The 25,434-nt window shown below is 58.2% G+C and carries 26 protein-coding genes; 7 read left to right on the top strand and 19 right to left on the bottom strand.

Going from position 1 to position 25,434, the window contains the following annotated elements; all coding sequences use genetic code 11:
- Positions 1 to 51: 51 nt before the first annotated feature.
- The 15 genes from rnhB to rpsB all read right to left on the bottom strand — a co-directional run bounded on the left by rnhB (position 52) and on the right by rpsB (position 14,705).
- The gene (rnhB, locus tag KXD86_RS16435) at positions 52 to 747 is read right to left on the bottom strand and encodes a ribonuclease HII (protein ID WP_218637248.1); all 696 of its coding nucleotides are present in this window, start codon (positions 745 to 747) and stop codon (positions 52 to 54) included.
- Complete coding sequence (gene lpxB / locus KXD86_RS16440; RefSeq protein WP_218637249.1) at positions 747 to 1,934, bottom strand: lipid-A-disaccharide synthase; 1,188 nt, start codon at positions 1,932 to 1,934, stop codon at positions 747 to 749. The genes rnhB and lpxB overlap by 1 nt, the downstream gene beginning before the upstream one ends.
- Positions 1,935 to 1,952: 18 nt before the next feature.
- Positions 1,953 to 2,744: an acyl-ACP--UDP-N-acetylglucosamine O-acyltransferase gene (gene lpxA, locus KXD86_RS16445; protein ID WP_218637250.1), complete on the bottom strand. Its 792-nt coding sequence runs from the start codon at positions 2,742 to 2,744 to the stop codon at positions 1,953 to 1,955.
- Complete coding sequence (gene fabZ / locus KXD86_RS16450; RefSeq protein ID WP_218637251.1) at positions 2,744 to 3,181, bottom strand: 3-hydroxyacyl-ACP dehydratase FabZ; 438 nt, start codon at positions 3,179 to 3,181, stop codon at positions 2,744 to 2,746. Before fabZ ends, lpxA begins: the two co-directional genes overlap by 1 nt.
- A gap of 11 nt (positions 3,182 to 3,192) precedes the next feature.
- Positions 3,193 to 4,218, bottom strand: coding sequence for a UDP-3-O-(3-hydroxymyristoyl)glucosamine N-acyltransferase (gene lpxD / locus KXD86_RS16455; RefSeq protein ID WP_218637252.1), 1,026 nt, complete (start codon positions 4,216 to 4,218; stop codon positions 3,193 to 3,195).
- Positions 4,219 to 4,257: 39 nt separating this feature from the next.
- Positions 4,258 to 4,755 carry an OmpH/Skp family outer membrane protein gene (locus tag KXD86_RS16460; RefSeq protein ID WP_218637253.1) on the bottom strand — a complete coding sequence of 166 codons (498 nt, stop codon included), beginning with the start codon at positions 4,753 to 4,755 and terminating at the stop codon, positions 4,258 to 4,260.
- A gap of 42 nt (positions 4,756 to 4,797) precedes the next feature.
- Entirely contained in the window at positions 4,798 to 7,116 is a 2,319-nt protein-coding gene (bamA, locus tag KXD86_RS16465; RefSeq protein ID WP_218637254.1) for an outer membrane protein assembly factor BamA, read from the bottom strand.
- A 44-nt stretch (positions 7,117 to 7,160) separates the two neighbouring features.
- A complete protein-coding gene (rseP, locus tag KXD86_RS16470) occupies positions 7,161 to 8,510 on the bottom strand; it encodes an RIP metalloprotease RseP (RefSeq protein WP_218637255.1) in 1,350 nt (449 codons plus the stop codon).
- A 47-nt stretch (positions 8,511 to 8,557) separates the two neighbouring features.
- Entirely contained in the window at positions 8,558 to 9,742 is a 1,185-nt protein-coding gene (ispC, locus tag KXD86_RS16475; protein WP_218637256.1) for a 1-deoxy-D-xylulose-5-phosphate reductoisomerase, read from the bottom strand.
- 2 nt (positions 9,743 to 9,744) lie between these two features.
- A complete protein-coding gene (locus tag KXD86_RS16480; RefSeq protein WP_218637257.1) occupies positions 9,745 to 10,584 on the bottom strand; it encodes a phosphatidate cytidylyltransferase in 840 nt (279 codons plus the stop codon).
- Between the two features lie 22 nt (positions 10,585 to 10,606).
- Positions 10,607 to 11,377: a polyprenyl diphosphate synthase gene (gene uppS / locus KXD86_RS16485; RefSeq protein WP_218637258.1), complete on the bottom strand. Its 771-nt coding sequence runs from the start codon at positions 11,375 to 11,377 to the stop codon at positions 10,607 to 10,609.
- A gap of 68 nt (positions 11,378 to 11,445) precedes the next feature.
- Positions 11,446 to 12,003, bottom strand: coding sequence for a ribosome recycling factor (gene frr, locus KXD86_RS16490; RefSeq protein WP_218637259.1), 558 nt, complete (start codon positions 12,001 to 12,003; stop codon positions 11,446 to 11,448).
- A 75-nt stretch (positions 12,004 to 12,078) separates the two neighbouring features.
- On the bottom strand, positions 12,079 to 12,807 hold the full coding sequence (gene pyrH, locus KXD86_RS16495; protein ID WP_008170379.1) for a UMP kinase: 729 nt from the start codon (positions 12,805 to 12,807) through the stop codon (positions 12,079 to 12,081).
- Positions 12,808 to 12,991: 184 nt separating this feature from the next.
- Complete coding sequence (tsf, locus tag KXD86_RS16500) at positions 12,992 to 13,861, bottom strand: translation elongation factor Ts (protein ID WP_218637260.1); 870 nt, start codon at positions 13,859 to 13,861, stop codon at positions 12,992 to 12,994.
- A 91-nt stretch (positions 13,862 to 13,952) separates the two neighbouring features.
- The gene (gene rpsB / locus KXD86_RS16505) at positions 13,953 to 14,705 is read right to left on the bottom strand and encodes a 30S ribosomal protein S2 (protein WP_218637261.1); all 753 of its coding nucleotides are present in this window, start codon (positions 14,703 to 14,705) and stop codon (positions 13,953 to 13,955) included.
- Positions 14,706 to 14,957: 252 nt separating this feature from the next.
- Here rpsB and map point away from each other — a divergent pair, with 252 nt between their 5' ends.
- From map to dapE, 6 genes are read left to right on the top strand one after another with little or no spacing between them, the layout of a single operon-like run.
- On the top strand, positions 14,958 to 15,728 hold the full coding sequence (map, locus tag KXD86_RS16510) for a type I methionyl aminopeptidase (protein ID WP_218637262.1): 771 nt from the start codon (positions 14,958 to 14,960) through the stop codon (positions 15,726 to 15,728).
- The gene (locus KXD86_RS16515; RefSeq protein ID WP_218637263.1) at positions 15,729 to 18,374 is read left to right on the top strand and encodes a [protein-PII] uridylyltransferase; all 2,646 of its coding nucleotides are present in this window, start codon (positions 15,729 to 15,731) and stop codon (positions 18,372 to 18,374) included.
- The gene (dapC, locus tag KXD86_RS16520) at positions 18,371 to 19,573 is read left to right on the top strand and encodes a succinyldiaminopimelate transaminase (protein ID WP_218637264.1); all 1,203 of its coding nucleotides are present in this window, start codon (positions 18,371 to 18,373) and stop codon (positions 19,571 to 19,573) included. The genes KXD86_RS16515 and dapC overlap by 4 nt, the downstream gene beginning before the upstream one ends.
- Entirely contained in the window at positions 19,570 to 19,923 is a 354-nt protein-coding gene (locus KXD86_RS16525) for an ArsC family reductase (RefSeq protein WP_218637265.1), read from the top strand. The genes dapC and KXD86_RS16525 overlap by 4 nt, the downstream gene beginning before the upstream one ends.
- A gap of 24 nt (positions 19,924 to 19,947) precedes the next feature.
- Positions 19,948 to 20,976, top strand: coding sequence for a 2,3,4,5-tetrahydropyridine-2,6-dicarboxylate N-succinyltransferase (gene dapD, locus KXD86_RS16530; protein ID WP_218637266.1), 1,029 nt, complete (start codon positions 19,948 to 19,950; stop codon positions 20,974 to 20,976).
- On the top strand, positions 20,963 to 22,099 hold the full coding sequence (gene dapE / locus KXD86_RS16535) for a succinyl-diaminopimelate desuccinylase (protein ID WP_218637267.1): 1,137 nt from the start codon (positions 20,963 to 20,965) through the stop codon (positions 22,097 to 22,099). Before dapD ends, dapE begins: the two co-directional genes overlap by 14 nt.
- Before the next feature lie 22 nt (positions 22,100 to 22,121).
- On the opposite strand, the gene KXD86_RS16540 is transcribed toward dapE, so the two are convergent.
- Positions 22,122 to 22,340: a SlyX family protein gene (locus KXD86_RS16540; protein WP_218637268.1), complete on the bottom strand. Its 219-nt coding sequence runs from the start codon at positions 22,338 to 22,340 to the stop codon at positions 22,122 to 22,124.
- A gap of 226 nt (positions 22,341 to 22,566) precedes the next feature.
- Between KXD86_RS16540 and KXD86_RS19030 the strand changes: the two genes are divergently transcribed.
- Positions 22,567 to 23,097: a cold-shock protein gene (locus KXD86_RS19030; RefSeq protein ID WP_312846318.1), complete on the top strand. Its 531-nt coding sequence runs from the start codon at positions 22,567 to 22,569 to the stop codon at positions 23,095 to 23,097.
- 45 nt (positions 23,098 to 23,142) lie between these two features.
- Here KXD86_RS19030 and KXD86_RS16550 read toward each other — a convergent pair whose 3' ends face one another.
- From KXD86_RS16550 to KXD86_RS16560, 3 genes are all read right to left on the bottom strand, one after another.
- Complete coding sequence (locus KXD86_RS16550; protein ID WP_218637269.1) at positions 23,143 to 23,517, bottom strand: hypothetical protein; 375 nt, start codon at positions 23,515 to 23,517, stop codon at positions 23,143 to 23,145.
- Positions 23,489 to 24,892: a hypothetical protein gene (locus KXD86_RS16555; RefSeq protein ID WP_218637270.1), complete on the bottom strand. Its 1,404-nt coding sequence runs from the start codon at positions 24,890 to 24,892 to the stop codon at positions 23,489 to 23,491. The genes KXD86_RS16550 and KXD86_RS16555 overlap by 29 nt, the downstream gene beginning before the upstream one ends.
- 95 nt (positions 24,893 to 24,987) lie before the next feature.
- Positions 24,988 to 25,428: a VOC family protein gene (locus KXD86_RS16560; protein ID WP_218637271.1), complete on the bottom strand. Its 441-nt coding sequence runs from the start codon at positions 25,426 to 25,428 to the stop codon at positions 24,988 to 24,990.
- Positions 25,429 to 25,434 lie beyond the last annotated feature (6 nt).

A 25,434-nucleotide genomic window follows, 5' to 3' on the forward strand; every position in this document is an offset into this window, starting at 1 on the left:
GGAGTACCCCCGATCAACGTGCGCGTATATTAAGGACTGGAGCCCAACCTGTCAATTGCTATTTTCGAACAAATCGGCTGGGAAATGGAGATCTCCGGGATCAGGGGGTTCCTCTGCCTCTGGCCGCTTCCAGAAACCCGCCTCCTCGATTGCCTCCTGAACCGGACGGAAGGATCGCCGATGCTCCGGCGTCACGCCCAGGCGGAACAGAGCTTCGAGGTGAACCGGTGTCGGGTACCCCTTGTGCTTGGCAAGCCCGTAGCCCGGATAGGTTTGCTCCAGCGCCTCCATCTCCCGGTCACGGGTCACCTTGGCCAGAATGGATGCAGCACTGATCTCCGCCACGCGGCTATCCCCCTTCACCACCGGTTCCGACGCCCAACGCCAGTTTGGACAACGATTGCCATCGACCAACACGTACTCCGGTTCAATCCCAAGCCCGGCGACGGCTCGCTCCATCGCAACCATGGTGGCCTGGTAGATGTTCAACTGATCGATCTCGTGGGCCTCGCAACGACCTACGCACCAGGCGGCGGCTTTCTCGATGATCTCGTCGTAAAGCCCGTTGCGCTTTTTTTCCGTCAGCTTTTTGGAATCTGCCAGACCCGCGATCGGGCGGGCTGGATCCAGAATGACCGCGGCAGTCACAACCGCGCCGATAAGGGGGCCTCGCCCCACTTCATCCACGCCGGCCAACAGACGGCCCTGGTAGGAGCATTCGAAGGGGGGTAGTTCAACCCGCGCCATCAGCCTTGCCTCCGTTCCAGCAAATCCGATATGGCCTGAGCAGCCTTCTCATCGGCACCCTGCTTGAGGGTCTGATGCAAGGTGGTAAAGGCATCGACGAGCCGCTGGCGCTCCTGCTGGTTCTCCAGTCGCTCCAGTACTGCGGACCCAAGCGCTTCGGCCGTGGCATCGTCCTGAAGCAGTTCGGGGACCAGGGCCTCACGGGCTAGCAGATTGGGCAGTGCCACATGGGGCACCTTGACCAGTCGCGACAAAAGCGCGTAGCTGAAATCGCTCAACCGGTACCCCACCACCATCGGCTTTTTCAGTAACATGGCTTCCAGCGTGGCGGTGCCGGAGGCCAGCAGCACGACATCCGAAGCCGCCATAACCTCTCGGGACTTGCCTCGCACGATCGTGACCGGCAGTTTAACGTCGAGGGCGTCAACCAGTTCCCGCACCTGCTTTTCCCGATCCCGATTCACGCAGGGAATAACCAGCTGCAAATCCGGTCGCTTCTCCTGAATCCAACGGGCTGCCTCCAGAAACAGGGTTCCCAGACGCTCCACTTCACCGGCCCGACTTCCCGGCAATACCGCCAGTAATGGCGCTTGGTCGTCCAGCCCCAACTCCTGACGGGCCTTCCCGGTTTCCGGAACCATAGGAATACGATCAGCCAATGGGTGCCCCACAAAGGCGACTGGCACCTGGTGCTCCTCATAAAAGCGGGCCTCGAAGGGGAACAGTGTGAGCATCAGGTTCACGGACTTGGCAATCTTGAAGATCCGCTTTTGCCGCCAGGCCCAGACGGAGGGACTGACATAATGAACCGTCGGGATTCCCGCTTCGCGACACCGACGCTCGATGGTCAGGGTGAAATCGGGGGAATCAATGCCTATGACCACATCGGGCGGAGTGGAAAAAAAGTAGTCCAGCACGCGGGCGCGGATCTGGAACAATTCGCGGATTCGACCCAGGACCTCGACCAGGCCCATCACGGAAAGCCGTTCCATGGGCACCAGGGAGTGAAAACCCTCGGCGATCATGTCGTCACCACCAATTCCGACGAACCGGGCCCTGGGGTAGCGGGCCCGGAGCGAGCGGATCAGGCCGGCACCGAGAATGTCTCCCGATGCCTCCCCGGCAATGATTCCAAAGGTGATTGGGCGGTCGCTGACAACCGCGTGCTTCGAAGGATGGTCCGTCACCAACAGGCTCCCGCCAAATTAGCGGATGATGCCGCGGTGAGCTCCTCGCAGGGAGTCAATGAGGGGACGTATTTCGGGAACGTCCTGAAAGGCGCCGGTCAACTCCTCCACCGCCTGCTCGGTGGTCAGACCCTGACGATAGATCACCTTGTAGGCCCTGCGCAGGCTGAGCAGCACTTCTTTGCTGAAACCGCGACGCTTCAGACCTTCCACGTTCATACCGTGGGGCTGGGCCGACTGGCCGCTTGCCATGACGTACGCCGGTATGTCCTTGAGCACGATACTCCCGCCGGCCGCCATGCTGTGCGGGCCGATGTTGCAGAACTGGTGAACCATGGTACCGCCACCCAGAATGGCAAAATCACCCACATTCACGTGCCCGGCCAGGGTCGCGCAGTTGGCAAGAATGGTGTTATCGCCCACGACGCAATCGTGGGCGACATGCACGTACGCCATCAGGAGGTTGCCACTGCCGATGCGGGTCTCCCCACGATCCTGGACAGTGCCTCGATGAATCGTGCAGTTCTCGCGGATAACGTTGTTGTCGCCGATGATCAATGTCGTCGGTTCACCCGCGTATTTCTTGTCCTGACATTCCTCTCCAACACTGGAGAACTGGAAAATCCGGTTGTTCCGACCGATTACCGTCGGCCCCTTAACAACCACGTGGGACAGGATCTCGGTGCCATCCCCAATCTCAACACCAGGGCCAATATAACTCCAGGGACCAACGGTTACGTTGTCACCGAGTTTGGCTGATGGGTCTACAATCGCTTGAGGATGAATACCCGACCAGTCACTTGTCGCCATCAAACTTCTCTCTCAGCGGTCAGTATCTCTGCCACGCACACGACTTCACCGTCGACCAGTGCCCGACATTCGAATTTCCAGATGCCACGTTTACCGGAAATCAGTTCCGATTCCATGCAAAGCTGATCTCCCGGCAGTACGGGACGCTTGAAGCGTACCTTACTGGAACCAGCGAGGTATTGTACCACGCCGTCTGCCGGTTTCCGTTCCACGGTCACAAAACCGAGAATGCCTGACAGCTGTGCCATGGCTTCGATGATCAGTACACCGGGCATAATCGGATTATTGGGAAAGTGGCCCTGGAAGAAAGACTCGTTGAACGAGATATTCTTGTAGCCTTTAATTGATTTTCCTTTTTCAACCTCCGTTACCCGGTCCACCAGCAGGAATGGATAACGATGCGGTAGGTACTCCAGAATTTCGTCAATTCGCATCATCTTGATCGGCCTCAGCCCTCTAATTTCTTTTCCAGTTCTTTAATGCGTCGTGCCAGGTCATCCAACTGACGGAAACGCACAGCATTCTTTCGCCACTTACGATTGGTATCCGCGCTGGTGCCGGAGGAATACACCCCCGGTTCCCGGATATCCCCTGTCACCAGGGTCATGCCGGTCAGATGTACCTGGTCTGCAATGTTGAGATGGCCCGCTACCCCAGATGCGCCGCCGAAGACGCAATGCCGGCCGATCCGGGTGCTGCCGGCAATACCCACCATGGCGGCCATGGCACTGTGGTCACCAATCTGAACGTTGTGCGCAATCTGTATCAGATTGTCGAGTTTCACGCCCTCACCGATGACCGTATCGTCCAATGCGCCCCGGTCTATGGTGGTGTTGGCCCCGACTTCGACGTCATCACCCAGAACCACCCGTCCCAGCTGGGCAATCCTCTGCCAAACGCCTTTCTCGTTGGCAAAGCCAAAGCCGTCAGAGCCGACAACTGCACCGCTCAGGATATGGCACCGTTGCCCCACGACAACATCGTGAGCAAGTGTCACCCGCGGGCGAATAATGGTTCCGGCGCCCACTCGGGTTCGGGCACCGATGACCGAGCCGGCACCTACCACCACCTTCGCACCAATATCGACATCGGCTTCGATCACGGCGTTCGGACCGATGGACGCGTCAGCCGCGACCCGGGCACTGGCGTCCACAACGGCCGACGGATGAATGCCGGGCGTCGATACGGGCTCAGGATCAAACCAGTGACTCAGGCGAGCATAGCCCAGGTAAGGATTGTCCATTAACAGGACATTGGTCGTGGCATCCCCGGCGGATGCCGGCGACATGATCACGGCCGAGGCCTGAGTGTCTACCAGGTACTTGGCATAGGAGGGGTTGGCGAGGAAACTGATCTCGCCCGGCCTTGCGGCCTGCAAGGTTGCAAGGCCCGTTACCTGAACATCGGGGTCACCCCGGAGATCGGCTCCCAGCGCTTTGGCGATGTCTTCGAGCCGAAAGGACCTCTCTGTCATTACTCGCTCCATAACGTTCCGGGGAATCCCCCACCAGGATTAACGGTTCAGCTTTTCAAGCAACTGTGGGGTGAGGTTCATCTCCGGCTTCACGTAGACAACGGCTTCGCTTGGCAGGATCAGATCAAGATCATTTTCCTTGAGCAGCTCCTCAACCGCCGCGTCCACTTCCGGACGTGCCTGCTCCAGGAATGCCTGCTTGCGCTGGGCAACGGTGCTGTCCAGGCGTTGTTTCAGGAAGTTGAACTCTTTGACCTTTTCCTGGAATTCGCCGGCCAGCTTGTTTCGCTCGCTCTCGTTCATCATGGCGCCGTCTTTTTCCAGACGCTCCTTCAGCTGCCGAGCTTCTTCCTGAACTTCCCGGACCTTGGCTTCGTCACCGGCAAAATCCTTCTGCAGGGTCTCGCTGAAACTCTTGGCATCGTTTGATGAGAACAGCGCCTGGCGCAGATCCACGACACCTATCCGGGTTTCTGCCATGGCCGGGAACGAAAGCGCCATCAGGGCAGCCGCCACCATCATTGCAATTCGAGACATCAGTATTCTCCTCGTTTCATACATTATTTTTTTCGTCATTCGTCAGAACGTCTGGCCCAGGGAGAACTGGAACACCTGGGTTTCGTCACCCGCCTTGTCATTCAGGGGTTGCGCAAGGCTAAAGGCCAGCGGACCAACTGCGGTAATCCACTGGAAACCAACACCGGCGGACAACCGGATTTCATCCAGGGCCGGGTCAAAACCGCGATCGGTATCAAAGACCTGACCGGCATCCACGAAGAACGCTGTACGCATGGAGCGGCTATCGCCGGCAAAGGGCGTCGGGAAAATCAGTTCCAGACTGCCCTCGGTGAGCAGGTTACCACCAAACGGATCCGGTTCAGACAGGTCATTCGGGCTGTTTGTCGCCCTCAAACCCAGCGAGTTCGCCTCGTAACCGCGGACGGAGCCGTACCCTCCGGCATAGAAATGCTCGTAGAACGGCATCTGGGTCCGATCCTTGTAGCCGTCACCATAGCCGATATCCGTGCGAGCCCGTAAGACCCAGCGCTCCGAATCGGTCAGGGGCTGATAGAAATCGGTCTTGTGGCTCAGTTTGTAGAAGGTCAGATCACTGCCTGGAACCGCGAGATCCAGCGACACCGAGTGGCTGTAACCATCGCTCGGCAACACACCCCGGTTCAGGGTGCTGCGCCGCCAGCTACCGAACAGGAAGTAGTTGTCAAAGGAGTCCCCTTCCTCATCGATGAAATCCAGGACTTCCTGGGACGTAAACGCCCCTTCCTTGATGTTGGAACGGGTGTAGCCGAGGCCGAAGTTCAGGCGGGTAATGTTATCCGTCGGATAACCGAAGGTCACCCGACCACCGTATTCGTCGAGCAGGTAGGACGAGATATCCTCTTCCTCGTAATCGGTCTCACGGGCAAACAGACTGAACCCGCGACTAACGCCGTCCACCGTGTAGTAAGGGTCCAGGTACGAGACGTTGGCGCTCTTCACCGAATCACTGACGTTGACCCCGAACGACACCCGCTTACCGGTGCCGAAAAAGTTATTCTCGGACACGTTGGCGCCGAGGATCACCCCGGAGTCCTGTGAGAAGCCGACCGACGCAGACAGACTGCCGGTGGGCTGCTCCTCGACGCTGTAATTCACGTCGACAAGGTCATCGGTGCCGGGCACCGGAACGGTGTCAACGTTCACTGTCTTGAAGAAACCCAGACGCTCGAGCCGGGTCTTGGAAAACTCAATGCGGTCGGAGGACGCAATACCGCCCTCCATCTGGGTCATTTCCTGACGCAGGACATCGTCGCGGGTGGATACGTTGCCATCAAAATTCACTCGGCGAACATAGGCGCGCTTGCCGGGCTCCACGAAGAACGTCACGGCCGCCGTGTTGTTCTCTCCGGGCTCGGGGACCGCATTCACATTGGCAAACGCGTAACCCTCACGCCCCAACCGGAACGCCAGCGCCTCGGAAATCGCGGTCATGCGCGCCCGGGAGAATACATCCCCCTCTTCCACCGGAATCAGTTTTCGCAGCTCCTCTTCACCAACAATCAGGTCACCGCGCAGATTGATTTCGGAGATGGTGTACTGCGGCCCCTCATTCAGGGCAATGGCAATAAAGACCTGCTGTTTGTCCGGAGAAATCGATACCTGGCTGGACTCCACGTTGAAATCCAGATAGCCGCGGTCAAGGTAGAAGGATCGCAGGGATTCAAGATCACCGCTCAGCCGTTCACGGGCGTACTTATCCGCATTGGTGATGGAATTCCACCAGCTGCTGGTCTGGAGTTCGAACAGGTCAAGCAGTTGTTCGTCCTCGAAATCCTCGTTGCCCACAATGTTGATGTGGTGAATGGCCGCAACGGTACCTTCATTGATTTCAAGACGAATCGAGACCCGGTTCCGTGGCAGTTCTTCAGCTGTTGCCTTGACCCGGGCGTTGTAACGACCCTGGGCAATGTAGGAACGAAGAATTTCCAGCTCCAGCCGCTCAAGTGTGGCGCGCCGGAATACCTGCCCTTCCTGAAGACCGGCTCCGGACAGGGCTTCCGTAAGCATTTCGGTCTCGATGTTCTTGTTACCCTCAATCTCGATAGCGCTGATGGACGGGCGCTCCCGGACCGTCAGGATCAGAACGCCGGCATCGCGGCTGGCTTCAATATCGGTAAAGAGACCAGTTCCAAACAGGGATTTGATGGCATCAGCGAGTTCGGCAGGATCAACCTGCTCGCCGATGTTGACGGGAAAGGCAGAAAAAACGGTACCTGCAGAGACCCGTTGCAGGCCTTCAACCTCAATGTCCGCAACCGTGAATTCATCTGCAAGAGCTGGCTTCATGCCGGTCGCGGCAACAGCGAGGCCAATGGCTACACCTAGAAGAGAACGTCTCATTCAAATATTTCGCCTGGTTAATGCGCGTAAGGAGCTCGCAATTCTCACAACCGCATCAGGTCGTTGTAAAGAGCAAACACCATTAATGTGAGAATCAGTGTCATACCAATTCGTAACCCCAGCGCCTGGGCCTCTTCGGAAAGAGGCTTCCCGCGAATGGCTTCGATGGTGTAGTAAACAATATGGCCACCATCGAGAACCGGAACTGGCAACAGGTTAAGGACACCCAGACTGATACTGAGATAGGCCAGGAACCGGACAAAATCCTCGAATCCGGAGCTGACACTGGCCTCGGCAACCCTGGCAATCGTGATGGGACCGCTGAGATTCGTCGGCGACAGCAGCCCTGTGACCATCTTTTTGATCGCAACCAGCGTCAAACGGGTATCGGCCCAGGTTTCGTTGATCGCATTTGGAATGGCGGCCAACGGCCCATAGCTCACATCCCGCAATACTTCATCCGGCCACGGTACCGATTGGACGCCAGCGCCGAGGAAACCGATGGTTTCACCCTTTTCCGCCACTTTTGCTTCGGGCGTCACCTCAATCGTGCGCTCAGCGCCATCCCGCTGGATTGTCAGCGCCAGCGTCTGCTGGGGGGAGCTGCGGATGAATTCTACCAGATCAAACCAGTTACCGATGGGCTCACCATCAACCGCCAGTACCCGATCACCCGGCTGAAGACCCGCCTGCTGCGCCCGTCCTCCGTCGGTGATCTGTCCAAGAACCGGGGGCACATCAGGACGCCAGGGCGTAATGCCAAACTGGCCCAGCGGGTTGGGCGACTCATCACTCAAACGCCAGCCCCCGAGCTCACCGGTAATGGTTCCCCGGGCGCCATTGTCGGTCACCTCGATCGTGATGTCGCCACGCTCACCGGCGCGCTCCAACAGGCGCATGTTGACGTCACGCCAGGAGGTAACCCGGCGCCCGTCGACTGCGTGTAGCTCCATGCCTTCCTGGAGACCCATGCGCTCTGCGACGGAATCCGGTGCGACATCACCAACGATGGGGGCAACCGTCGTAACACCGACCACACTTAGCAGCCAGTAAGCAAAAAGGGCAAAAATAAAATTGGCCACCGGACCTGCCGAGGCAATGGCAATGCGTTGGCCAGGCGATTTGGACGTGAATGCCTGGTCCTTCAATTCCTCGGGAACCGGCCCTTCCCGCGCGTCCAGCATTTTAACGTACCCGCCCAGGGGAATGGCGGCGACTGCAAATTCGGTCCCATGCCGGTCGTACCAGGAAAACAGTGGCTTGCCGAAACCCACCGAGAATCGAAGCACCTTGACGCCACAACGACGGGCAACCCAGAAATGGCCATACTCATGCAGTGTGACGAGGATGCCCAGTGTCAGCGCAAGCGCCAGAATGGTTTCGATAATCTGCATAGCATTCCCGGTTGATGGCTGGAGCAAGACAGAAACTGCGACAAATTTCAGACAGTTAACAAACCGATCTGTTCCCGCGCCCGTTGCCTGGCTTCGGAATCCTTGGCAAAAATGGTCTCAAAACTATCGGCGGGGGCCACCGCAGTTGCGGCCAACGTCCGCTCTATAATAACGGGGATATCGGCAAAACACAGGTTACCAGCAAGAAAGGCCGCAACCGCCTCTTCGTTCGCTGCATTCAGAACCGCAGGCGCGGTGCCGCCGGCATCGAACGCCTCGGCCGCGAGCCTCAGGCACGGAAACCGCACAAGGTCCGGGCGTTCAAAGTGGAACCGGCCGATGGAGAACAGGTCCAGCGGCGCCACCCCGGCGTCAATCCGCTCTGGCCAGGCCAGGCCATTGGCGATGGGCGTCCTCATATCCGGACTGCCCAACTGGGCAAGCACGGAGCCGTCCACGTACTCCACCATGGAATGGATAATACTCTCAGGGTGGACGTGCACTTCGATCCGTTCCGGGGTGGTGTTGAACAGCCAGCAGGCCTCGATCAGCTCCAGCCCCTTGTTCATGAGCGTGGCAGAATCCACGGAGATCTTCTGTCCCATCGACCAGTTGGGATGGGCACAGGCCTGCTCGGGCGAAACCGTTCGCAATGCCTCGGCGCTGTGCTCCCGGAAAGGACCACCCGATGCCGTTAACAGGATCCGGGAAATGCCCGCGCCGCCAGGGTCCCGGATCCGATCCGGAGGAATACACTGGAAGATCGCATTGTGCTCCGAGTCGATCGGCAATAATTCCGCACCGGATTCGGCCACCGCATCCATGAAAAGCTTGCCCGACATCACCAGCGCTTCCTTGTTCGCCAGCAACACCCGTTTGCCGGCGCGTGCAGCGGCCAGCGTGGGAGGCAGACCCGCCGCACCCACAATCGCTGCCATCACGGTGTCGGCTTCGGCCGCCGAAGCAACCTCGCAGAGCCCCTCGGCACCGGATAGCACCTTGATGGACGGAAGATCGGACAGCAGTTCGGCCAACTCGCGAGCCGCGCCAGGATCGGCCATCACGGCAGCCTGAGGCCGAAACTCGCGGCACAGCACAGCAAGCTCATGAGCGCGGGTGCCCGCAGTCAGTGCGTAGACGGAGAAACGGTCGGGATGGCGCCGGATCACGTCGAGCGTGCTCAGGCCAATGGAGCCGGTCGCTCCAAGAATAGTCAGGCGGCGCGCTAACATGGTTACCACTGCCCGGCAGTAAGCCAGCCAAGCTGGGTGATGATCAGGGCAAACACCGGGATCGCCACCGTAAGGCTATCAATGCGGTCCATGATACCTCCATGGCCGGGCAATAACTGGCTGCTGTCCTTGATGCCGCGGAACCGCTTCAGCATGCTCTCTAACAGGTCGCCCAGGACCGAAACCAGACCCGTCGCGAGGCTGGCAAGAACCAGAAATACCGTTTCAGAGCTGCTGGCAGAGGCCACCACACTGATGATGGTGGCAAAGACACCCACAGCAACCAGGCCTCCCCAGACACCGGCCCAGGATTTTCCGGGGCTGACCCGCGGCGCAAGCTTGGCCTTTCCGAAGGCCCGTCCGGCAAAGTAGGCGCCGATATCGGCAACCCAGACAACACAGAAAACGTAGAGAATGGCCCACAGGCTATTGGTTACCACTCCAAAATCGAGACCACCGGTTCTCAGGTGATTGAGGCCCACCCAGGCCGGGACAAGCACCAACAGCCCCATGACCGCCCGCACGGGCACACTCCCCCAGCGCGAGGCGCCTTGGGGGTAACTACGAACCATCAGGAAACAGATCGCCCACCACACCAGCGCCAGCCAGAGTACGGCAACCGCCGGCACATTGAGCAGACCAAACAGAATGACCGCCGTCACGGCAGCGTACGCCACTCGACCCGCCTGCCGTTCAATACCGGACATGTTGGCCCATTCCCAAGCGCCCAGCGTAATGATGGCCCCGGTGAACAGGGCGAAACCCAGTGGTGGCAGGAAAAAGATGCCGCCGACGGCAATTGGAGCCAGGATCAGCGCGGTTATGATTCGGGTTTTTAACACAGTGACAGTCGCTATGGTTTCATTATTGTTGTGATGCCTTGGCAGCGATCTGGTCGTCCGTCTGGCCGAAACGGCGTTGACGCCCAGCGTACGCCTGCAATGCCTTGCGCATCTCATCAGCTTTGAAGTCCGGCCAGAAAACCGGCGAGAAATACAGCTCGGTGTAGGCAAGGTGCCAAAGCATGAAATTGCTGATCCGTTGCTCTCCGGCGGTCCGGATCATCAGGTCCGGCATCGGGAGATCACCGATGCTCATGTGCTGCTGTATCAGGTCATCGGTGATATCCGACGGTTCGATCAGCCCGGCCCGCACTTTGGTCGCAACTTGCCGGGTAGCCTGGGAAATGTCCCAGTGGCCACCGTAATTCGCGGCAATCACCAGCGTCATGCGGGTGTTGTGCTGGGTAAGCTCTTCCGCCTCTTTCATATGTTGCTGCAGGACGGAACTGAACGCTGTCCGGTCACCGATAATCCGGAGCCTGATATTGTTGCGATGCAGCTTTCGGACTTCCCGCTCAAGGGCAAAGAGGAACAACTTCATCAGTGCCGATACTTCGTCCTGGGGGCGACGCCAGTTCTCACTGGAAAACGCAAACAGCGTAAGGATTTCTACACCTTCCCGCCCACAGGTTTCCACCACAGCCTTGACCGCATCCACGCCAGCTTTGTGTCCGGCCACCCCGGTCAGGCGGTGCTGCTTGGCCCACCGGTTGTTACCGTCCATGATAATCGCTACGTGCCGGGGGCGACTGTCAGCCGACACCGGAATCTCTGCGGATACCGTTCCCGTCATGAAATCCTCTGCTTGGCCGGCACCCGTGTCCCGGCCATCATTCGCTTACAGATCAGCTGTGACGGTCATCAGACCGCCATCAGGTCCTCTTCTTTTGCCTTCAGAGCCTTCTCAACTTCTGCGATGTAACGGTCGGTCAGCTTCTGGATTTCGTCCTCACCCTTACGCTCGTCGTCTTCGGTGATTTCCTTTTCCTTCAGCAGTTCCTTGATCATGCTGTTGGCGTCCCGACGGGCATTACGGATGGAAACACGACCATGCTCGGCATCGGCTTTCGCCTGCTTCACCATTTCCTTACGGGTCTCTTCAGTCAGCATCGGCATTGGAACACGGATCAGGTCACCGCTGGTGGCCGGATTCAGCCCCAGGTCTGAACTCATGATCGCTTTCTCAATGGTCGGAACCAGGTTCTTTTCCCACGGTGATACCGCCAGGGTCCGATTGTCTTCAACGTTAATGCTGGCAACCTGTTTCAGCGGCGTTTCCTGGCCGTAGTAATTGACCATCACGCTGTCCAGGATGGACGGATGAGCCCGGCCTGTGCGGATCTTGTTAAACGCCGCGTGGAGAGCGTCCAGGCTCTTTTTCATTTTCTTTTCGGCTTCGGCTTTGATGTCGTTAATCACTTCAGCATCCTCGATTCGTTCGTCAATTCAATCCGTGCCATGGTCTCAGCGCTGCTTCAGCCCTGAAACGCCTGCTTATTCGATCAGTGTACCTTCTTTTTCGCCGGTCACGATGCGGGTGAGCGCACCGGCGCGATTCATATCAAAAACTCGCAGCGGCATGCCGTGATCCCTTGCCAGACAGATGGCCGTCAGGTCCATGACGCCCAGCTTCTTATCCAGGACCTCGTCGTAGGTCAGGTAATCGTACTTTTCAGCGGAGCTGTCCAGATGTGGATCGGCTGAGTAAACGCCATCGACTTTGGTCGCCTTGAGCACCGCATCCGCTTCGATTTCAATACCACGGAGGCAGGCCGCAGAATCGGTCGTGAAAAACGGGTTGCCGGTTCCGGCACAGAAGATCACCACATCACCGTCTTTGAGATCGCGAACCGCCCGGCGCCGGTCATAGTGTTCGACGATACCGCTCATAGGAATGGCCGACATGACTCGGGTGCGGATGTTTGAACGCTCCAGGGCATCACGCATCGCCAGACCGTTCATTACGGTCGCAAGCATGCCCATGTGATCGCCGGTCACCCTGTCCATGCCGGCCGCATTCAGGGCGGCGCCGCGGAACAGGTTTCCACCGCCGATCACCAGGCCGACCTGAACGCCGATGCCGATCAGGGCACCGATTTCGAGGGCCATGCGATCGAGAACTTTGGGATCAATACCGAAATCGTGCTCACCCATCAGGGCCTCGCCACTGAGCTTGAGCAGAACACGCTTGTATCTGGGCTGGGTTTTCGATGATGTCGGCATGGTGATCCCCTTTTCGTCTGTTGGCTGCTGTCCGGCGTTACACGCGTCGCAGGCTTGTATCTGACATACTCCTCACCAAAAAGGGGTATCTCAGATACAAGCCCGCCACGAGAGCCAGGCGATCCCGACTAACGTGGCAGACTCAGGTGGCACTGCGGCCGACGCCACAGTGCCGAAAGTAAGATCAGGCCTTGCCTGTGCCAGCTGCAGCAGCAACTTCGGCGGCAAAGTCTACTTCTTCTTTCTCGATGCCTTCACCCACTTCCAGGCGAACGAAACCAACCAGCTCGCCACCGGCGGACTTGATCAGTTCACCCACGGTCTGGTCAGGGTTCTTGACGAAAGGCTGTTCAACAAGGCTGTTTTCCTTAAGGAACTTCTTGATGCGGCCGCCCATCATCTTCTCGACGATTTCGGCAGGCTTGCCTTCCATGTCCGGCTGGGCCTTGATGACGTCCTTCTCTTTCTCCAGCTCTTCTGCTGGCATGTCTTCCGGCTTGCCAACACGCGGGTTAACGGCAGCGGCGTGCATCGCGATGTCGCGAGCCACTTCTGAATCGCCCGCAGTCAGAGCCACAACGGAAGCGATCTTGTTGTTGCTGTGAACGTAGCCACCCACAACCGGACCTTCAACCTTGACGATACGACGGACAGTGATGTTCTCGCCAATCTTCTGGACCAGCGCCTCACGCTTGGCTTCCAGATCACCTTCCATCAGCTTGGCAACGTCGGTCTCGCCTTTGTCGAACGCAACATCCAGAACGTCGTTGGCGAAGCCAAGGAAGTTGTCGTCGCGAGCAACGAAGTCGGTTTCCGAGTTCACTTCCAGAATGAAAGCAACGGTGTTGTCGTCAGAAATCTTGATCAGAGACACACCTTCAGCGGCGGTACGGCCCGCCTTCTTGGCGGCTTTCAGACCGGAAGACTTGCGCAGCTCTTCAATTGCGGCGTCGACACTGCCTTCAGCCTCAACCAGAGCCTTCTTGCACTCCATCATGCCAAGGCCAGTACGCTCACGCAGCTCTTTGACCATTGCAGCGGTAATTGCAGCCATGTTCAATCCTCTCAACTGTTCCGAATTCGGTAGGACGTGCGCCCGAAGCTCGTTCGGGCGCACCTTACATCTTTAACGTGATATTGACGCGTTACTCGGCGGCCGGAGCGGCGCCTTCAGCGTCTTCACTGACTTCAACAAACTCGTCAGCGCCCGCACCGGCAGACTGGGCTGCTTCGACACAGGTATCGGCAACGGCCTTCACGTAGATCTGGATCGCACGGATGGCGTCATCGTTGCCCGGAATCACGTAATCAACGCCGTCCGGATCACTGTTGGTATCAACAACGCCAATAACAGGAATACCCAGCTTGTTGGCTTCCTTGATGGCGATACGCTCGTGATCAACGTCGATCACGAACAGCGCGTCCGGCAGACCGCCCATGTCCTTGATACCGCCGATGGAACGCTCGAGCTTGTCCATTTCACGGGTGCGCTCAAGAGCTTCTTTCTTGGTCAGCTTGTCAAAGGTGCCGTCCTTGCTCTGGGCTTCCAGATCGCGGTAACGACGGATGGACTGACGGATGGTCTTGTAGTTGGTCAGCATGCCACCGAGCCAGCGATGGTTAACGAACGGCTGGCCAGCGCGCTCTGCTTCTTCCTTGATGATCTTGGCCGCTGCACGCTTGGTGCCTACGAACAGGATCTTGTTCTTGCTCTCTGCCAGCTGCTGAACGAAGTTCAGTGCATCGTTCATGGCAGGAACAGTCTGCTCAAGGTTGATGATATGAATCTTGTTACGGGCGCCGAAGATGAACTTCGACATTTTCGGATTCCAGTAGCGAGTCTGGTGACCGAAGTGAGCACCTGCCTTCAGCAGGTCACGCATATTTACCTGAGCCATGATAGTTACCTTTTAGCTTCGGGTTAGTCCTCCACGCGTCCGATTGACCCAACCCGCCTTCATCTAAGCTGAAGGGAGGCACCCTGGGACAACGTGCCGACACGTGTGCGAATTTGCCGGATTCGTTTCCGGCGGGCGCGTTTATACCATAAATCGCTCCGCAAACGCCATTATTTTTACGCCGCCCCTTCCTTGTACCAAGCCACTCGGCCCCTTAAAATGCCGGTTTGATACAAATCAATGGGAAGCCCGATGCAAGTATCGATCAAGACCCCGGAAGAAATCGAAAAAATGCGCGTTGCCGGCCGCCTGGCCGCTGAAGTGCTCGAGATGATTGGCGAACATATCAAACCCGGCATCAGCACCGAGGAGATCGACCGCATCTGCCACGACTACATCGTGAATGAGCAGAAGGCCATCCCTGCGCCCCTGAACTACAAGGGTTTCCCGAAATCGGTCTGCACCTCCGTCAACCATGTGATTTGCCACGGCATCCCGTCCGAAAAGAAGATCCTGAAGGACGGCGACATCCTGAACATCGACGTGACGGTCATCAAGGATGAATACCACGGTGACACCAGCAAGATGTGGATTGTGGGCAAGCCCAAGCCGGGCACCGAACGATTGATCGACATCACCCAACAATGCCTATATAAAGGCATTGAACTGGTCAAGCCAGGTACCCGTCTCGGGGACATTGGCCACGTCATCCAGCAACATGCTGAAAAGCATCGTTATTCGGTAGTCCGCGACTATTGCGGCCACGGCATCGGTAAGGTATTCCATGAAGAACCTCAGGTCATGCATTACGGCAAGCCCGGTACCGGCATGGAGTTGCAGGAAGGCATGACGTTTACCATCGAGCCCATGATCAACCAGGGCAAGTACCAGACCAAGCTGCTGCCGGACGGCTGGACCGTCGTGACCAAAGACCACAAGCTGTCGGCCCAGTGGGAGCACACGATTCTCGTCACCGCGGACGGCCACGAGGTTCTGACCAAACGAACGGAAGAGTCCTTCTAAGTGGACTTGGGCGAGCTGGAATCCCGGATCAGCCATGATACCTCGCCGGTAATGGCGGCACGGGCGCTTTTGCGGGAGCGGTACAACGCCGACGCAGAGGCCTTTCGTCAGGGCGCCGATGTCCGCGCCCTGGTGCATTCCCGGGCGGACACTGTCGACACGGTCCTGAGGCTTATCTGGAACCGCTATCCCTTTGCCAGTTCGCCCGATATCGCCCTGATTGCCGTGGGAGGTTACGGTCGCGGAGAGCTGCACCCGCACTCAGACATCGACCTGCTGATTCTTACCCGCTCCGGCATCGAGGAAGACTGGCACGAGGACCTGGGTGCCTTCGTCACCTTGCTCTGGGACCTGAAGCTGGACATAGGGCACAGCGTTCGCAGTATCGATGAGAGCCTGGCCGCGGCCCGGGACGATATCACCATACTCACCAACGTCCTGGAAACCCGAACCATCGCCGGCCCGGACGAACTCCGGGAAGAACTCAGCGAGCAGGTATATTCCGATAACGTCAGCAGTGACCGGGATTACTTCATCGCCAAGCGCGAAGAGCAGAAAGAACGGCACAACAAGTACGGTGATACCGAGTACAACCTCGAACCCAACGTCAAAGGCTCACCCGGTGCCTTGCGGGACATTCAGACCATCGGCTGGATCACCAAGCGGCATTTCGGCCTGCAGAACATCGCCGATCTGACCCGGTTCAGCATTCTGACGGAAGAAGAACACCAGATCCTTTTCCAGGGCGAGACCTTTCTCTGGCAACTCCGTTATGGCCTGCAACTGCTGGCCGATCGCAACGAAAACCGCCTGCTCTTTGATCATCAGCGTGCCCTGGCCCAGATGCTGGGTTACAAAGATGAAGGCAAACGCCTTGGCGTTGAGCTGATGATGCAGTCGTACTACCGAACCGTCCTGGCCCTGGCCGAGCTCACCGACGTAATCCTCCAGTACTACGATGAGGCCATTCTGGGATCGGGCACTGAGGACGACATCCAGCCCCTGAACAAACGGTTCCAGATCCGAAACCGTTATATTGAGGCGGTCAACAACCAGGTCTTTGCCTACGCGCCCTACGCCATTATGGAAATCTTCGTGCTGATGGCCCAGCACCCGGACATCAAGGGCATTCGCGCGACCACCATCCGCTCCCTGCGGGCCCACCGACACCTGGTGGACGATGCCTTCCGATCCGATCTGGCGGTAACCACGCTGTTCATGGAACTGCTCCGCACGCCGCATGCGCTCGATCAGACACTGTCCTCAATGAAAAAGTACAACGTGCTGGGTCGTTACCTGCCGGAGTTTGGACAGATCATCGGCCAGATGCAGCACGATCTGTTCCACATCTATACCGTGGACGCTCACACCATGCGGGTAATCCGCAACATGGTCAGCCTCAACAGCGCCGAGGCCCGCACCGAATACCCGCTGGCGTCGCGACTGATCCACCGCCTGCCAAAACTGGAAACCCTGTACATTGCCGGCCTCTACCACGATGTGGCCAAGGGCCGTGGCGGCGATCACTCAGAGCTGGGCGCGATTGACGCCGAGGCCTTCTGCGAACGACACCACTTGAGTGAACGGGACACCCAACTGGTGTCGTGGCTGGTGGAGAACCACCTGCTGATGTCCATGACAGCCCAGCGCAAGGACATCTCGGACCCGGACATCATCCACAATTTCGCCCAGGCTGTGCCCAGTCAGGCGCACCTGGATTACCTGTATGTACTGACGGTCTGCGATATCAGTGCAACCAACCCGAAACTGTGGAACACCTGGCGCGCGTCTCTGCTGCGCCAGCTCTATATTGAGGCGAAACGCGCCCTGCGGCGCGGTACCGAGACGCCGGTAAACCGCAGCGAGTGGGTCAGCGCGACGCAATCGGAAGCCCGGGAAATCCTTCATGCGCAGAACATGACCGACGAACAGATTGATCGCATCTGGGACACGGTGGATGAGGATTACTTCCTGCAGGACTCCACGGTTGATATTGCCTGGCAAACCGCGGCCATTATTCGCCACGGAGACAACCCGGATCCGCTGGTGCTGATTCGCGACACCCGGGGCGGCCCCACTGACGGCTACTCCCAGATTATCATCTACATGAAAGACCGGGTGGCCCTGTTCGCCGCTACCACAGCGGTACTGGAACAACTGAACCTCAACATCGTGGACGCCCGGATCAGTTCGAGTGAAGGCCCCTATTCCATCAGTTCCTACGTCGTACTCGATGAGAAGGGGCAGCCGCTCGGCATCGACCCGGCCCGAAAGGAACGCGTGCGCAAGCGTCTGATCGAAGAGCTGGATGACCCCGATGATTACCCGGACATCATCCACCGCCGGACTCCAAGGCAACTGAAGCATTTTGCTTTTCCGACAGAAGTCACCTTCTCCAATGACACCGTGAATCAACGCACCGTCATGGAGGTCATCACGCCCGACCGACCGGGTCTGCTTGCGAGAATCGGTCAGGTTCTGCTCGATCACCGGGTGCGGCTGACCAATGCCAAGATCGCCACCCTCGGCGAACGGGTCGAAGACGTTTTCTTCGTGACTGACGAACAGGGCGAGCCCCTGCGCGATCCGGCCGTATGCCACGAATTGCAGCTAGACCTCTGTACAATGCTGGACGACATTCAATGAATCCAAACCTGGACCGCCTCCACCCCTACCCGTTTGAAAAACTGACCAGACTGAAAGCCGGCATCAAAACACCGGATCATCTGCGCCCGATTTCACTGGGTATCGGAGAGCCCAAGCACCCTGCCCCGGCATTTGTGAAGCAAGTCATTGCCGACAACCTGGACCGACTCGCCAATTACCCGACCACCAAGGGCACGGACGAGCTGCGAGAGGCCATCAGTGACTGGGCCACCCGGCGTTTCGGGCTTGCGCCAGGCTCCCTCAGCGCCGCCGATCACGTTGTTCCGGTCAACGGCACCCGGGAAGCCATTTTCTCCCTGGTCCAGGCGGTCGTCGCCGGCAGTGAAACCGCGACCGTCGTAAGCCCGAATCCGTTTTATCAAGTGTACGAAGGAGCCGCGTTTCTCGCCGGGGCGACACCCGTTTACCTGCCCTGCGACGGCTCCAACGGATTCATCCCGGACTTTGACGCAGTCCCCGACTCAGTCTGGCGGGACTGTCAAATCCTGTTCCTGTGCTCCCCCGGCAATCCAAGCGGCGCGGTGATTCCGCGGGAGACGCTGATCAAGGTCATCGAATTGGCCGACCGGCACGACTTCATCGTCGCGTCGGACGAGTGCTACTCGGAACTCTACCCCGATGAGGCCAACCCGCCGGAAGGTCTGCTGCAGACCTGTGCCGCGATTGGGCGGGACGATTTTGCGCGATGCATTGTCTTCCACAGTCTGTCCAAGCGCAGCAATTTGCCGGGACTGCGCTCCGGCTTTGTCGCTGGGGATGCGACGGTTCTCCGGGGCTACCTGAAATATCGCACCTATCACGGTTGCGCCATGCCGGTTCACAATCAGCTCGCCAGTATTGCCGCCTGGCAGGACGAGGATCACGTAAAAGAAAACCGGGCCGCTTACCGCGCCAAGTTCGACGCCGTCGTACCACTGCTCCGGGAAGTCATGGACGTCGATTACCCGGATGCCGGCTTCTACCTCTGGCCAGTCACTCCGATGGATGACGAAACGTTTGCCCGCGATCTGTCGGCGCAGCAAAACGTTCACGTGCTGCCGGGCCGCTACCTTTCCCGAACCGTTAATGGCCATAACCCCGGTGAATACCGCGTTCGTATGGCCCTTGTCGCGCCTCTTGAGGAGTGTGTGGAAGCCGCTGAACGCATCGTTGAATTTGTAAAGGCAAATAAAGCATGAAGATCTACGGCATCAAAAACTGCGACACCGTCAAGAAGGCCCGCAAGTGGCTGGACGATCAGGGCATTGCCTACGAATTCCACGACTTCAAGAAAGACGGCCTGGACGAGAGCCAGCTTAGTCGCTGGGAACAGACGGTCGGCTGGGAAACCCTGCTGAACCGCCGCGGCACCACCTGGCGAAAACTTCCCGATGACGTTCGTGATACCATTGGCGCCCAATCCGCCCACGACATCATGCTGGCGAATCCATCGATCATTAAACGTCCGGTGGTCGAGCATGACGGTACTGTCTCGGTTGGCTTCAAGGCCGAGGACTGGGCCAAACAGTTTTCAAACGTTCAAGTCTGACGAATAGAAAGGAGCAACCACCTGATGAGTTTCGCATTCGGTATCGGTATCGGCACCCAGAACAACCAGGGCGAGTGGCTGGAAGTGTTTTACCAGCAGCCGGTGATGACACCCGATAACACCCTGATGGAAGTTGTCCAGAACGCGCTTGACTACAAGGGTGGCAACCAGGCTATCGGCGCAACGGCGGAGCAGCTGAGCCAGCTTTCCAAGGCCCTGCGTCAGGCCGGTCAGACAGAACAGGCCATCCTGGCGGAGAAAGCCTCCACCAGCACCCGTCCGGTTGTGGTGACCATTCTGGATACCGACGACACTGCCTCCAGTACACCCGAGGTCTATCTGAAGCTGCACCTTATTTCCCACCGACTGGCCAGACCCCATGATCTGAAGCTGGACGGCATCTTCGGTCTGCTGCCGAACCTTGCCTGGACCAGTGAGGGCGCCATCGACCTCGGTGAACTCTCCGCCCGGCAGCTTCAGGCCCGGATTGAAGGTCGCACCCTGGAAGTGAAGTCGGTCGACAAGTTCCCGCAGATGACGGACTACGTCGTTCCAAAAGGGGTTCGGATTGCTGATACGGCCCGGGTCCGCCTCGGCGCCTATGTCGGCGAAGGGACCACCGTAATGCACGAAGGCTTTATCAACTTCAATGCCGGTACCGAAGGCACCAGCATGATTGAGGGTCGCATTTCGGCCGGTGTCATGGTCGGCAAAGGGTCTGACCTGGGCGGCGGTTGCTCCACCATGGGCACCCTGTCCGGCGGCGGCAATATCATTATCGCCGTGGGCGAGAACTGCCTGATCGGCGCCAACGCCGGTATCGGCATCCCGCTGGGGGATCGCTGCAAGGTTGAAGCAGGCCTGTACATCACTGCCGGAACCAAGGTTGCCCTGCTCGATGACAACAACGAGCTGGTGGAGGTCATCAAGGCCCGTGATCTCGCCAATAAGCCGGACCTGCTGTTCCGTCGCAACAGCCAGACCGGCGCGGTGGAGTGCAAAACCAACAAGTCTGCCATTGAGCTGAACGAAGAGCTGCATGCAAACAACTGAGTCGAAAACCCTTGAACTCGCTGTCGACCTCATTCGCCGGCAATCCGTAACGCCGGAGGATGCCGGGTGCCAGGAGCTGATGATGTCGCGCCTGGGCCCGCTCGGTTTTCGCGGTGAACACCTGCGCTTCGGTGACACCGACAACCTATGGGCCCGGAAAGGGTCGGAAGGTCCGGTCCTGGCCTTCGCAGGCCACACCGACGTGGTACCGACGGGGCCGGAGAAAAACTGGGCGCACCCCCCGTTCGATCCGGTGATCAAGGACGGCTATCTCTATGGTCGTGGTGCGGCTGACATGAAAGGCAGTCTTGCCGCCTTCGTGACCGCCTGCGAGCGTTTTGTTCAAGCCTATCCGGATCACCGGGGCTCGATTGCCCTGCTGATCACGAGTGATGAGGAAGGCCCGGCACACGACGGCACCGTCAAAGTCGTCGAAACCCTGGAGGCCCGGAACGAAAAGATCGACTGGTGCCTGATTGGCGAACCGTCCAGTACTCACGAGGTCGGGGATGTCATCAAGAACGGACGGCGGGGTTCTCTGCACGGTTATCTGACGGTCCATGGTGTCCAGGGGCATGTGGCCTACCCGCACCTGGCTGAGAACCCGGTTCACACCGTGGCACCAGCCCTGGATGATCTGGCGAAGGAATTCTGGGACAGAGGTAACGACTTTTTCCCGCCCACCACGTTCCAGATCACCAAAGTGGAAGCAGGTACGGGAAGCAACATTATCCCCGGCGAGTGCCTCGTGCACTTCAATTTCCGGTACTGCACCGAAAACACCGCAGAAAGTCTTGAGGAGCGGGTTGTTGCGATTCTGGACCGGCACGGTCTGAAATACGACCTGCAATGGCACCTGAGCGGTCGCCCCTTCCTCACCGACCGGGGCGCGCTGGTTTCCGCCAGTCAGGACGCCATCCGGACCGTCACCGGACGGGAAACAGAGCTCTCAACCTCTGGCGGTACGTCGGACGGGCGTTTCATTGCGCCGACCGGTGCGCAGGTCGTGGAACTTGGCCCCATCAATGCCACCATCCACAAAGTGGATGAGTGCGTGAAGGCCGAGGATCTGGACACACTCTCGGAGATCTACGAACAGATTCTCGTCGAGTTGCTGGCCTGAACCCGACAAGACCCGGCCCACATCAATAGTGGGGAGGCGGGGTTTCGTCTTCCTCACTCTTGATGTTGGATGGTGACACGTCCTTCAGCTGTTTGTGCAGCAGCTGCTTCGCCTCCCACAGCTCCCGAAGCTCCAACTCCTGTTTCGCCACCTGCTCACTCAGGGTGTTAATGATGTCATCCTGAAACGCCAGCCGCGTTTCCAGTTCATCGAGTCGTGCTTCCAGATCTTTCTGGCTCATGTGGCTACTGAAACTCCCATGTGTGGATTCCTGAAGATTGCGACGGTCGACAATTCGCCGCGTCATCTCCTTGGTCAGCGATTGGGGTAATCTGGTATCATGCCGCTTTTGCCCGCCAGCGCTCCCTAAAGCAGGAAGTTTGGCGGTTTTCATCGACCGGGTGTGCGATTTTACCCGATATCCGGTTTTTATCGTTAGCGTTACAAGAATGGAGAAATCTCAGTCAATGCGTAATCCAGCCAAAGCGATCCTTGTTGCTATCCTGATCGCCATTCCCGCACCACTGATCCTGGCCCTTTTGCTCTCTTTTACCCCGGAACCCCTTCGTCTGATCGCCGCCGGAGAGCTTGTCGAAGCGCTTGGCAGCAATCGTGGCATCGCAGCTTACATCATCGCCCTGGTTATCTTCGGCGTTTCGGGCTTCCTGACCATCGCCATTGCTGGCAAGCAGCAAACCAACAAACGCCCCGTCTCTCGTGGCACCCGCTCGCAGCAGAGCCCGGATTATCAGGATGACGATGACAACTACGACGAAAACAGCCCGGAAGGTGACGAAGAAGGCACTGTGAAGTGGTTTAACGTCAAGAAGGGTTTTGGTTTCATCGTTCGCGACAGCGGCGACGAGGTGTTCGTGCATTTCCGCGCCATCCGCGGCCGTGGTCGTCGGGTTCTTCGCCAGGGCCAACTGGTTCGCTTCAGCGTTGTGGAAGCTGACAAGGGTCTGCAGGCAGACAACGTCTCTATCCTGAGCGACTGACCCTGTTGAGTCCTCATGAAAAAGGCAGCCCTCGGGCTGCCTTTTTTAGTTCCAGACGACCTGCTGTTCGCCTCGATGGTCCAGCCGCCACCACTTCTCATCTTCCACCGGCTCACCTTCCTTCCAATCGCCAGGGCTACACCGAATCTCGGTATCCATCGCCCTCCAGGCGCTTCGGGCGCATTCCAGATCGGAATTCCACGGCAGATTGTCGCCCTCCAGTACCAGACAGGTGAAGCGCTTTCCAAATGCGCCCGGGTAGAGCGATATCTTCAACCGCTCTCCCTCATACAGGCCGTCGCCCTTCACCACCGAATTCACCTGACTGTCGTCAAGCTCCAGTTGATCCACCTGACTTTCCAGCCATCGGGAAACCGCGCCTTCCGGAAGGTCACGAATATAAATTTCCAGATCCTGCACCCGCTGAATCTCCATCCTGATAGTCACAATGCAGCACATAGTGAACCGGCCCGCTGCCTGCTGCAACCAAACGTTCAAGTTCATCCCTCAGGTCTGCAACGGAAAGCTGCCTCAACCGGCCAGCAGCGTTGCGCTCGTGCCATAAGACCTCAAGGGCCGCCTTTTGCTCCTGTAGCTCCGCCACTGCCTCCGCCATGCCCTCCTGCGACTCTGACCGCGCAACGGCCACCAGGCTCTGACGATGCAGAGTGTCGGTCTGGCCCACTACCGACACGGCTTCCAATGGACCTCGTCGGGCAAACAGATCCAGCCTGGCGGCTGCGCGCTCAACCCACTGCAACATGCCGCCCGGAGTGCTGGCACACTGACTCCGACGCGTTGCGGCAAAGCGAATAACCGACAACGGCAGTTCAATGTTCCATCGCTTTTCAATAGCCGCCTGGTGGGCCGTGAGAATGGCTTCACGCTGCCTCTCACTGGAGCCGGGCATATCACGGACGTCCAGAGAGCGACCAAGTCGCTGGGCTATGCGGTGGACGCCATTCGCATCCGAATCAGGTCCGAGTAACACGATCGGACCTTTCCAACCGGGGACCAGTTCGGCCGCCAGACTTGTCGGTTGGTCCATGAGGAACGCGAGATCCGATGGCGACGTATTGTCCAGAACCAATGCCGGCCAGGATTCGTTCTCAGGTGCCACGCCACTCGGTAAAACCGGCAGGTCACTTGCCAGCACATCCGCTCCCCGACGTAAGTCGAGTTCCAGGTAGTTCCTTTCCAACGCAGCCAGCATCACCTGAAGCCAGCAGGATTTTCCCGTACCCCGTTCGCCCCTGATCCAGAGCAGCGCGTTTGAATAAGCGGCAATTGAAACTGCGACATCCTCTGCCAACGCCATCCAGTCAGGGTCCGTCACTACGAGCGGGGAACGGGTGTGGCTTGCCAGACCTTGGGGCAAGCCGTCAGAAACGACGCCCGGCCAGTGCGGGACCATTTCCAGAACCGCGACATAGGCTTTGTCGCCCAATCGATCCATACCCGAGGCGAGCACCCTCAACAAAATGCTCCAGGTCAGCCAGGGCGCCTTGCTGATTTCTCTGGAACGCGCAAGCCAGTCAATCAACTGGGACGAGAGCAGATCCTCGCCGCCGACTTCGGTGACAATGGGTTGCTCGCACTGGATCGTCCGGACGAGTTCATCAAGATCCACCCCACAGCTTCGGAGAAACCGGGGAATCTCGGGACAGGCGTCCAGAAGTGCGAGCAGGAAATCCTCGATCGTAATAACCGTGCCGCCGCGTTCACTGATACTGTCCCTCGCTTGCACCAACGCCGCCTGACACTCAGGCGCGAGGCATCCCTGCCAATCGTCCATTACACTCTCCCTGTTTAAAAGCGCATCATCCTGATGCTGGAACCGTCAAAGTTACCGGCTGACTACTTGTTTAAGCCAGCCAATGCCCCACACGTTTACCACGTACCAACATTCTCCATGCTGGCCCAAGGCTCCTTCGGGGGCAGCGGGTCACCTTTTTGCAGCAATTCGATCGAGATATTATCGGGCGTCCCGACGAAGGCCATATGCCCGTCTCTGGGCGGCCTGTTTATAGTGACCCCATTGGACTGCAAACGCTCGCACAGCGCGTAGATATCGTCCACACGGTAAGCCAGATGCCCAAAGTTACGCCCGCCATCGTAGGTTTCAGGATCCCAGTTGTACGTCAGCTCAATCATGGGCGCCTTCTCTGCCCGGGCCCGATCCTCGTCCTCGGGCGTGGCCAGGAAAACCAGTGTAAACCGCCCCTTCTCACTGCTCTTTCGGCTGATTTCTTTCATGCCAAGTAAGTCACAGAAGAAATGCAGCGTCTCGTCAAGATTGCTCACTCGAATCATGGTATGGAGGTATTGCATAACGTT

It is taken from the genome of Marinobacter arenosus (genome assembly GCF_019264345.1).
GTDB classification, from domain to species: domain Bacteria; phylum Pseudomonadota; class Gammaproteobacteria; order Pseudomonadales; family Oleiphilaceae; genus Marinobacter; species Marinobacter arenosus.

What these genes read in the sequence shown, in the direction of transcription:
- rnhB (WP_218637248.1), bottom strand. Translation starts at nt 747, where the DNA reads ATGGCGCGGGTTGAACTACCCCCCTTCGAATGCTCCTACCAGGGCCGT.
- lpxA (WP_218637250.1), bottom strand. Translation starts at nt 2,744, where the DNA reads ATGGCGACAAGTGACTGGTCGGGTATTCATCCTCAAGCGATTGTAGAC.
- fabZ (WP_218637251.1), bottom strand. Translation starts at nt 3,181, where the DNA reads ATGATGCGAATTGACGAAATTCTGGAGTACCTACCGCATCGTTATCCA.
- lpxD (WP_218637252.1), bottom strand. Translation starts at nt 4,218, where the DNA reads ATGACAGAGAGGTCCTTTCGGCTCGAAGACATCGCCAAAGCGCTGGGA.
- KXD86_RS16460 (WP_218637253.1), bottom strand. Translation starts at nt 4,755, where the DNA reads ATGTCTCGAATTGCAATGATGGTGGCGGCTGCCCTGATGGCGCTTTCG.
- bamA (WP_218637254.1), bottom strand. Translation starts at nt 7,116, where the DNA reads ATGAGACGTTCTCTTCTAGGTGTAGCCATTGGCCTCGCTGTTGCCGCG.
- rseP (WP_218637255.1), bottom strand. Translation starts at nt 8,510, where the DNA reads ATGCAGATTATCGAAACCATTCTGGCGCTTGCGCTGACACTGGGCATC.
- ispC (WP_218637256.1), bottom strand. Translation starts at nt 9,742, where the DNA reads ATGTTAGCGCGCCGCCTGACTATTCTTGGAGCGACCGGCTCCATTGGC.
- uppS (WP_218637258.1), bottom strand. Translation starts at nt 11,377, where the DNA reads ATGACGGGAACGGTATCCGCAGAGATTCCGGTGTCGGCTGACAGTCGC.
- pyrH (WP_008170379.1), bottom strand. Translation starts at nt 12,807, where the DNA reads ATGCCGACATCATCGAAAACCCAGCCCAGATACAAGCGTGTTCTGCTC.
- tsf (WP_218637260.1), bottom strand. Translation starts at nt 13,861, where the DNA reads ATGGCTGCAATTACCGCTGCAATGGTCAAAGAGCTGCGTGAGCGTACT.
- rpsB (WP_218637261.1), bottom strand. Translation starts at nt 14,705, where the DNA reads ATGGCTCAGGTAAATATGCGTGACCTGCTGAAGGCAGGTGCTCACTTC.
- map (WP_218637262.1), top strand. Translation starts at nt 14,958, where the DNA reads ATGCAAGTATCGATCAAGACCCCGGAAGAAATCGAAAAAATGCGCGTT.
- dapC (WP_218637264.1), top strand. Translation starts at nt 18,371, where the DNA reads ATGAATCCAAACCTGGACCGCCTCCACCCCTACCCGTTTGAAAAACTG.
- KXD86_RS16525 (WP_218637265.1), top strand. Translation starts at nt 19,570, where the DNA reads ATGAAGATCTACGGCATCAAAAACTGCGACACCGTCAAGAAGGCCCGC.
- dapD (WP_218637266.1), top strand. Translation starts at nt 19,948, where the DNA reads ATGAGTTTCGCATTCGGTATCGGTATCGGCACCCAGAACAACCAGGGC.
- dapE (WP_218637267.1), top strand. Translation starts at nt 20,963, where the DNA reads ATGCAAACAACTGAGTCGAAAACCCTTGAACTCGCTGTCGACCTCATT.
- KXD86_RS16540 (WP_218637268.1), bottom strand. Translation starts at nt 22,340, where the DNA reads ATGAGCCAGAAAGATCTGGAAGCACGACTCGATGAACTGGAAACGCGG.
- KXD86_RS19030 (WP_312846318.1), top strand. Translation starts at nt 22,567, where the DNA reads ATGCGTAATCCAGCCAAAGCGATCCTTGTTGCTATCCTGATCGCCATT.
- KXD86_RS16555 (WP_218637270.1), bottom strand. Translation starts at nt 24,892, where the DNA reads ATGGACGATTGGCAGGGATGCCTCGCGCCTGAGTGTCAGGCGGCGTTG.
- KXD86_RS16560 (WP_218637271.1), bottom strand. Translation starts at nt 25,428, where the DNA reads ATGCAATACCTCCATACCATGATTCGAGTGAGCAATCTTGACGAGACG.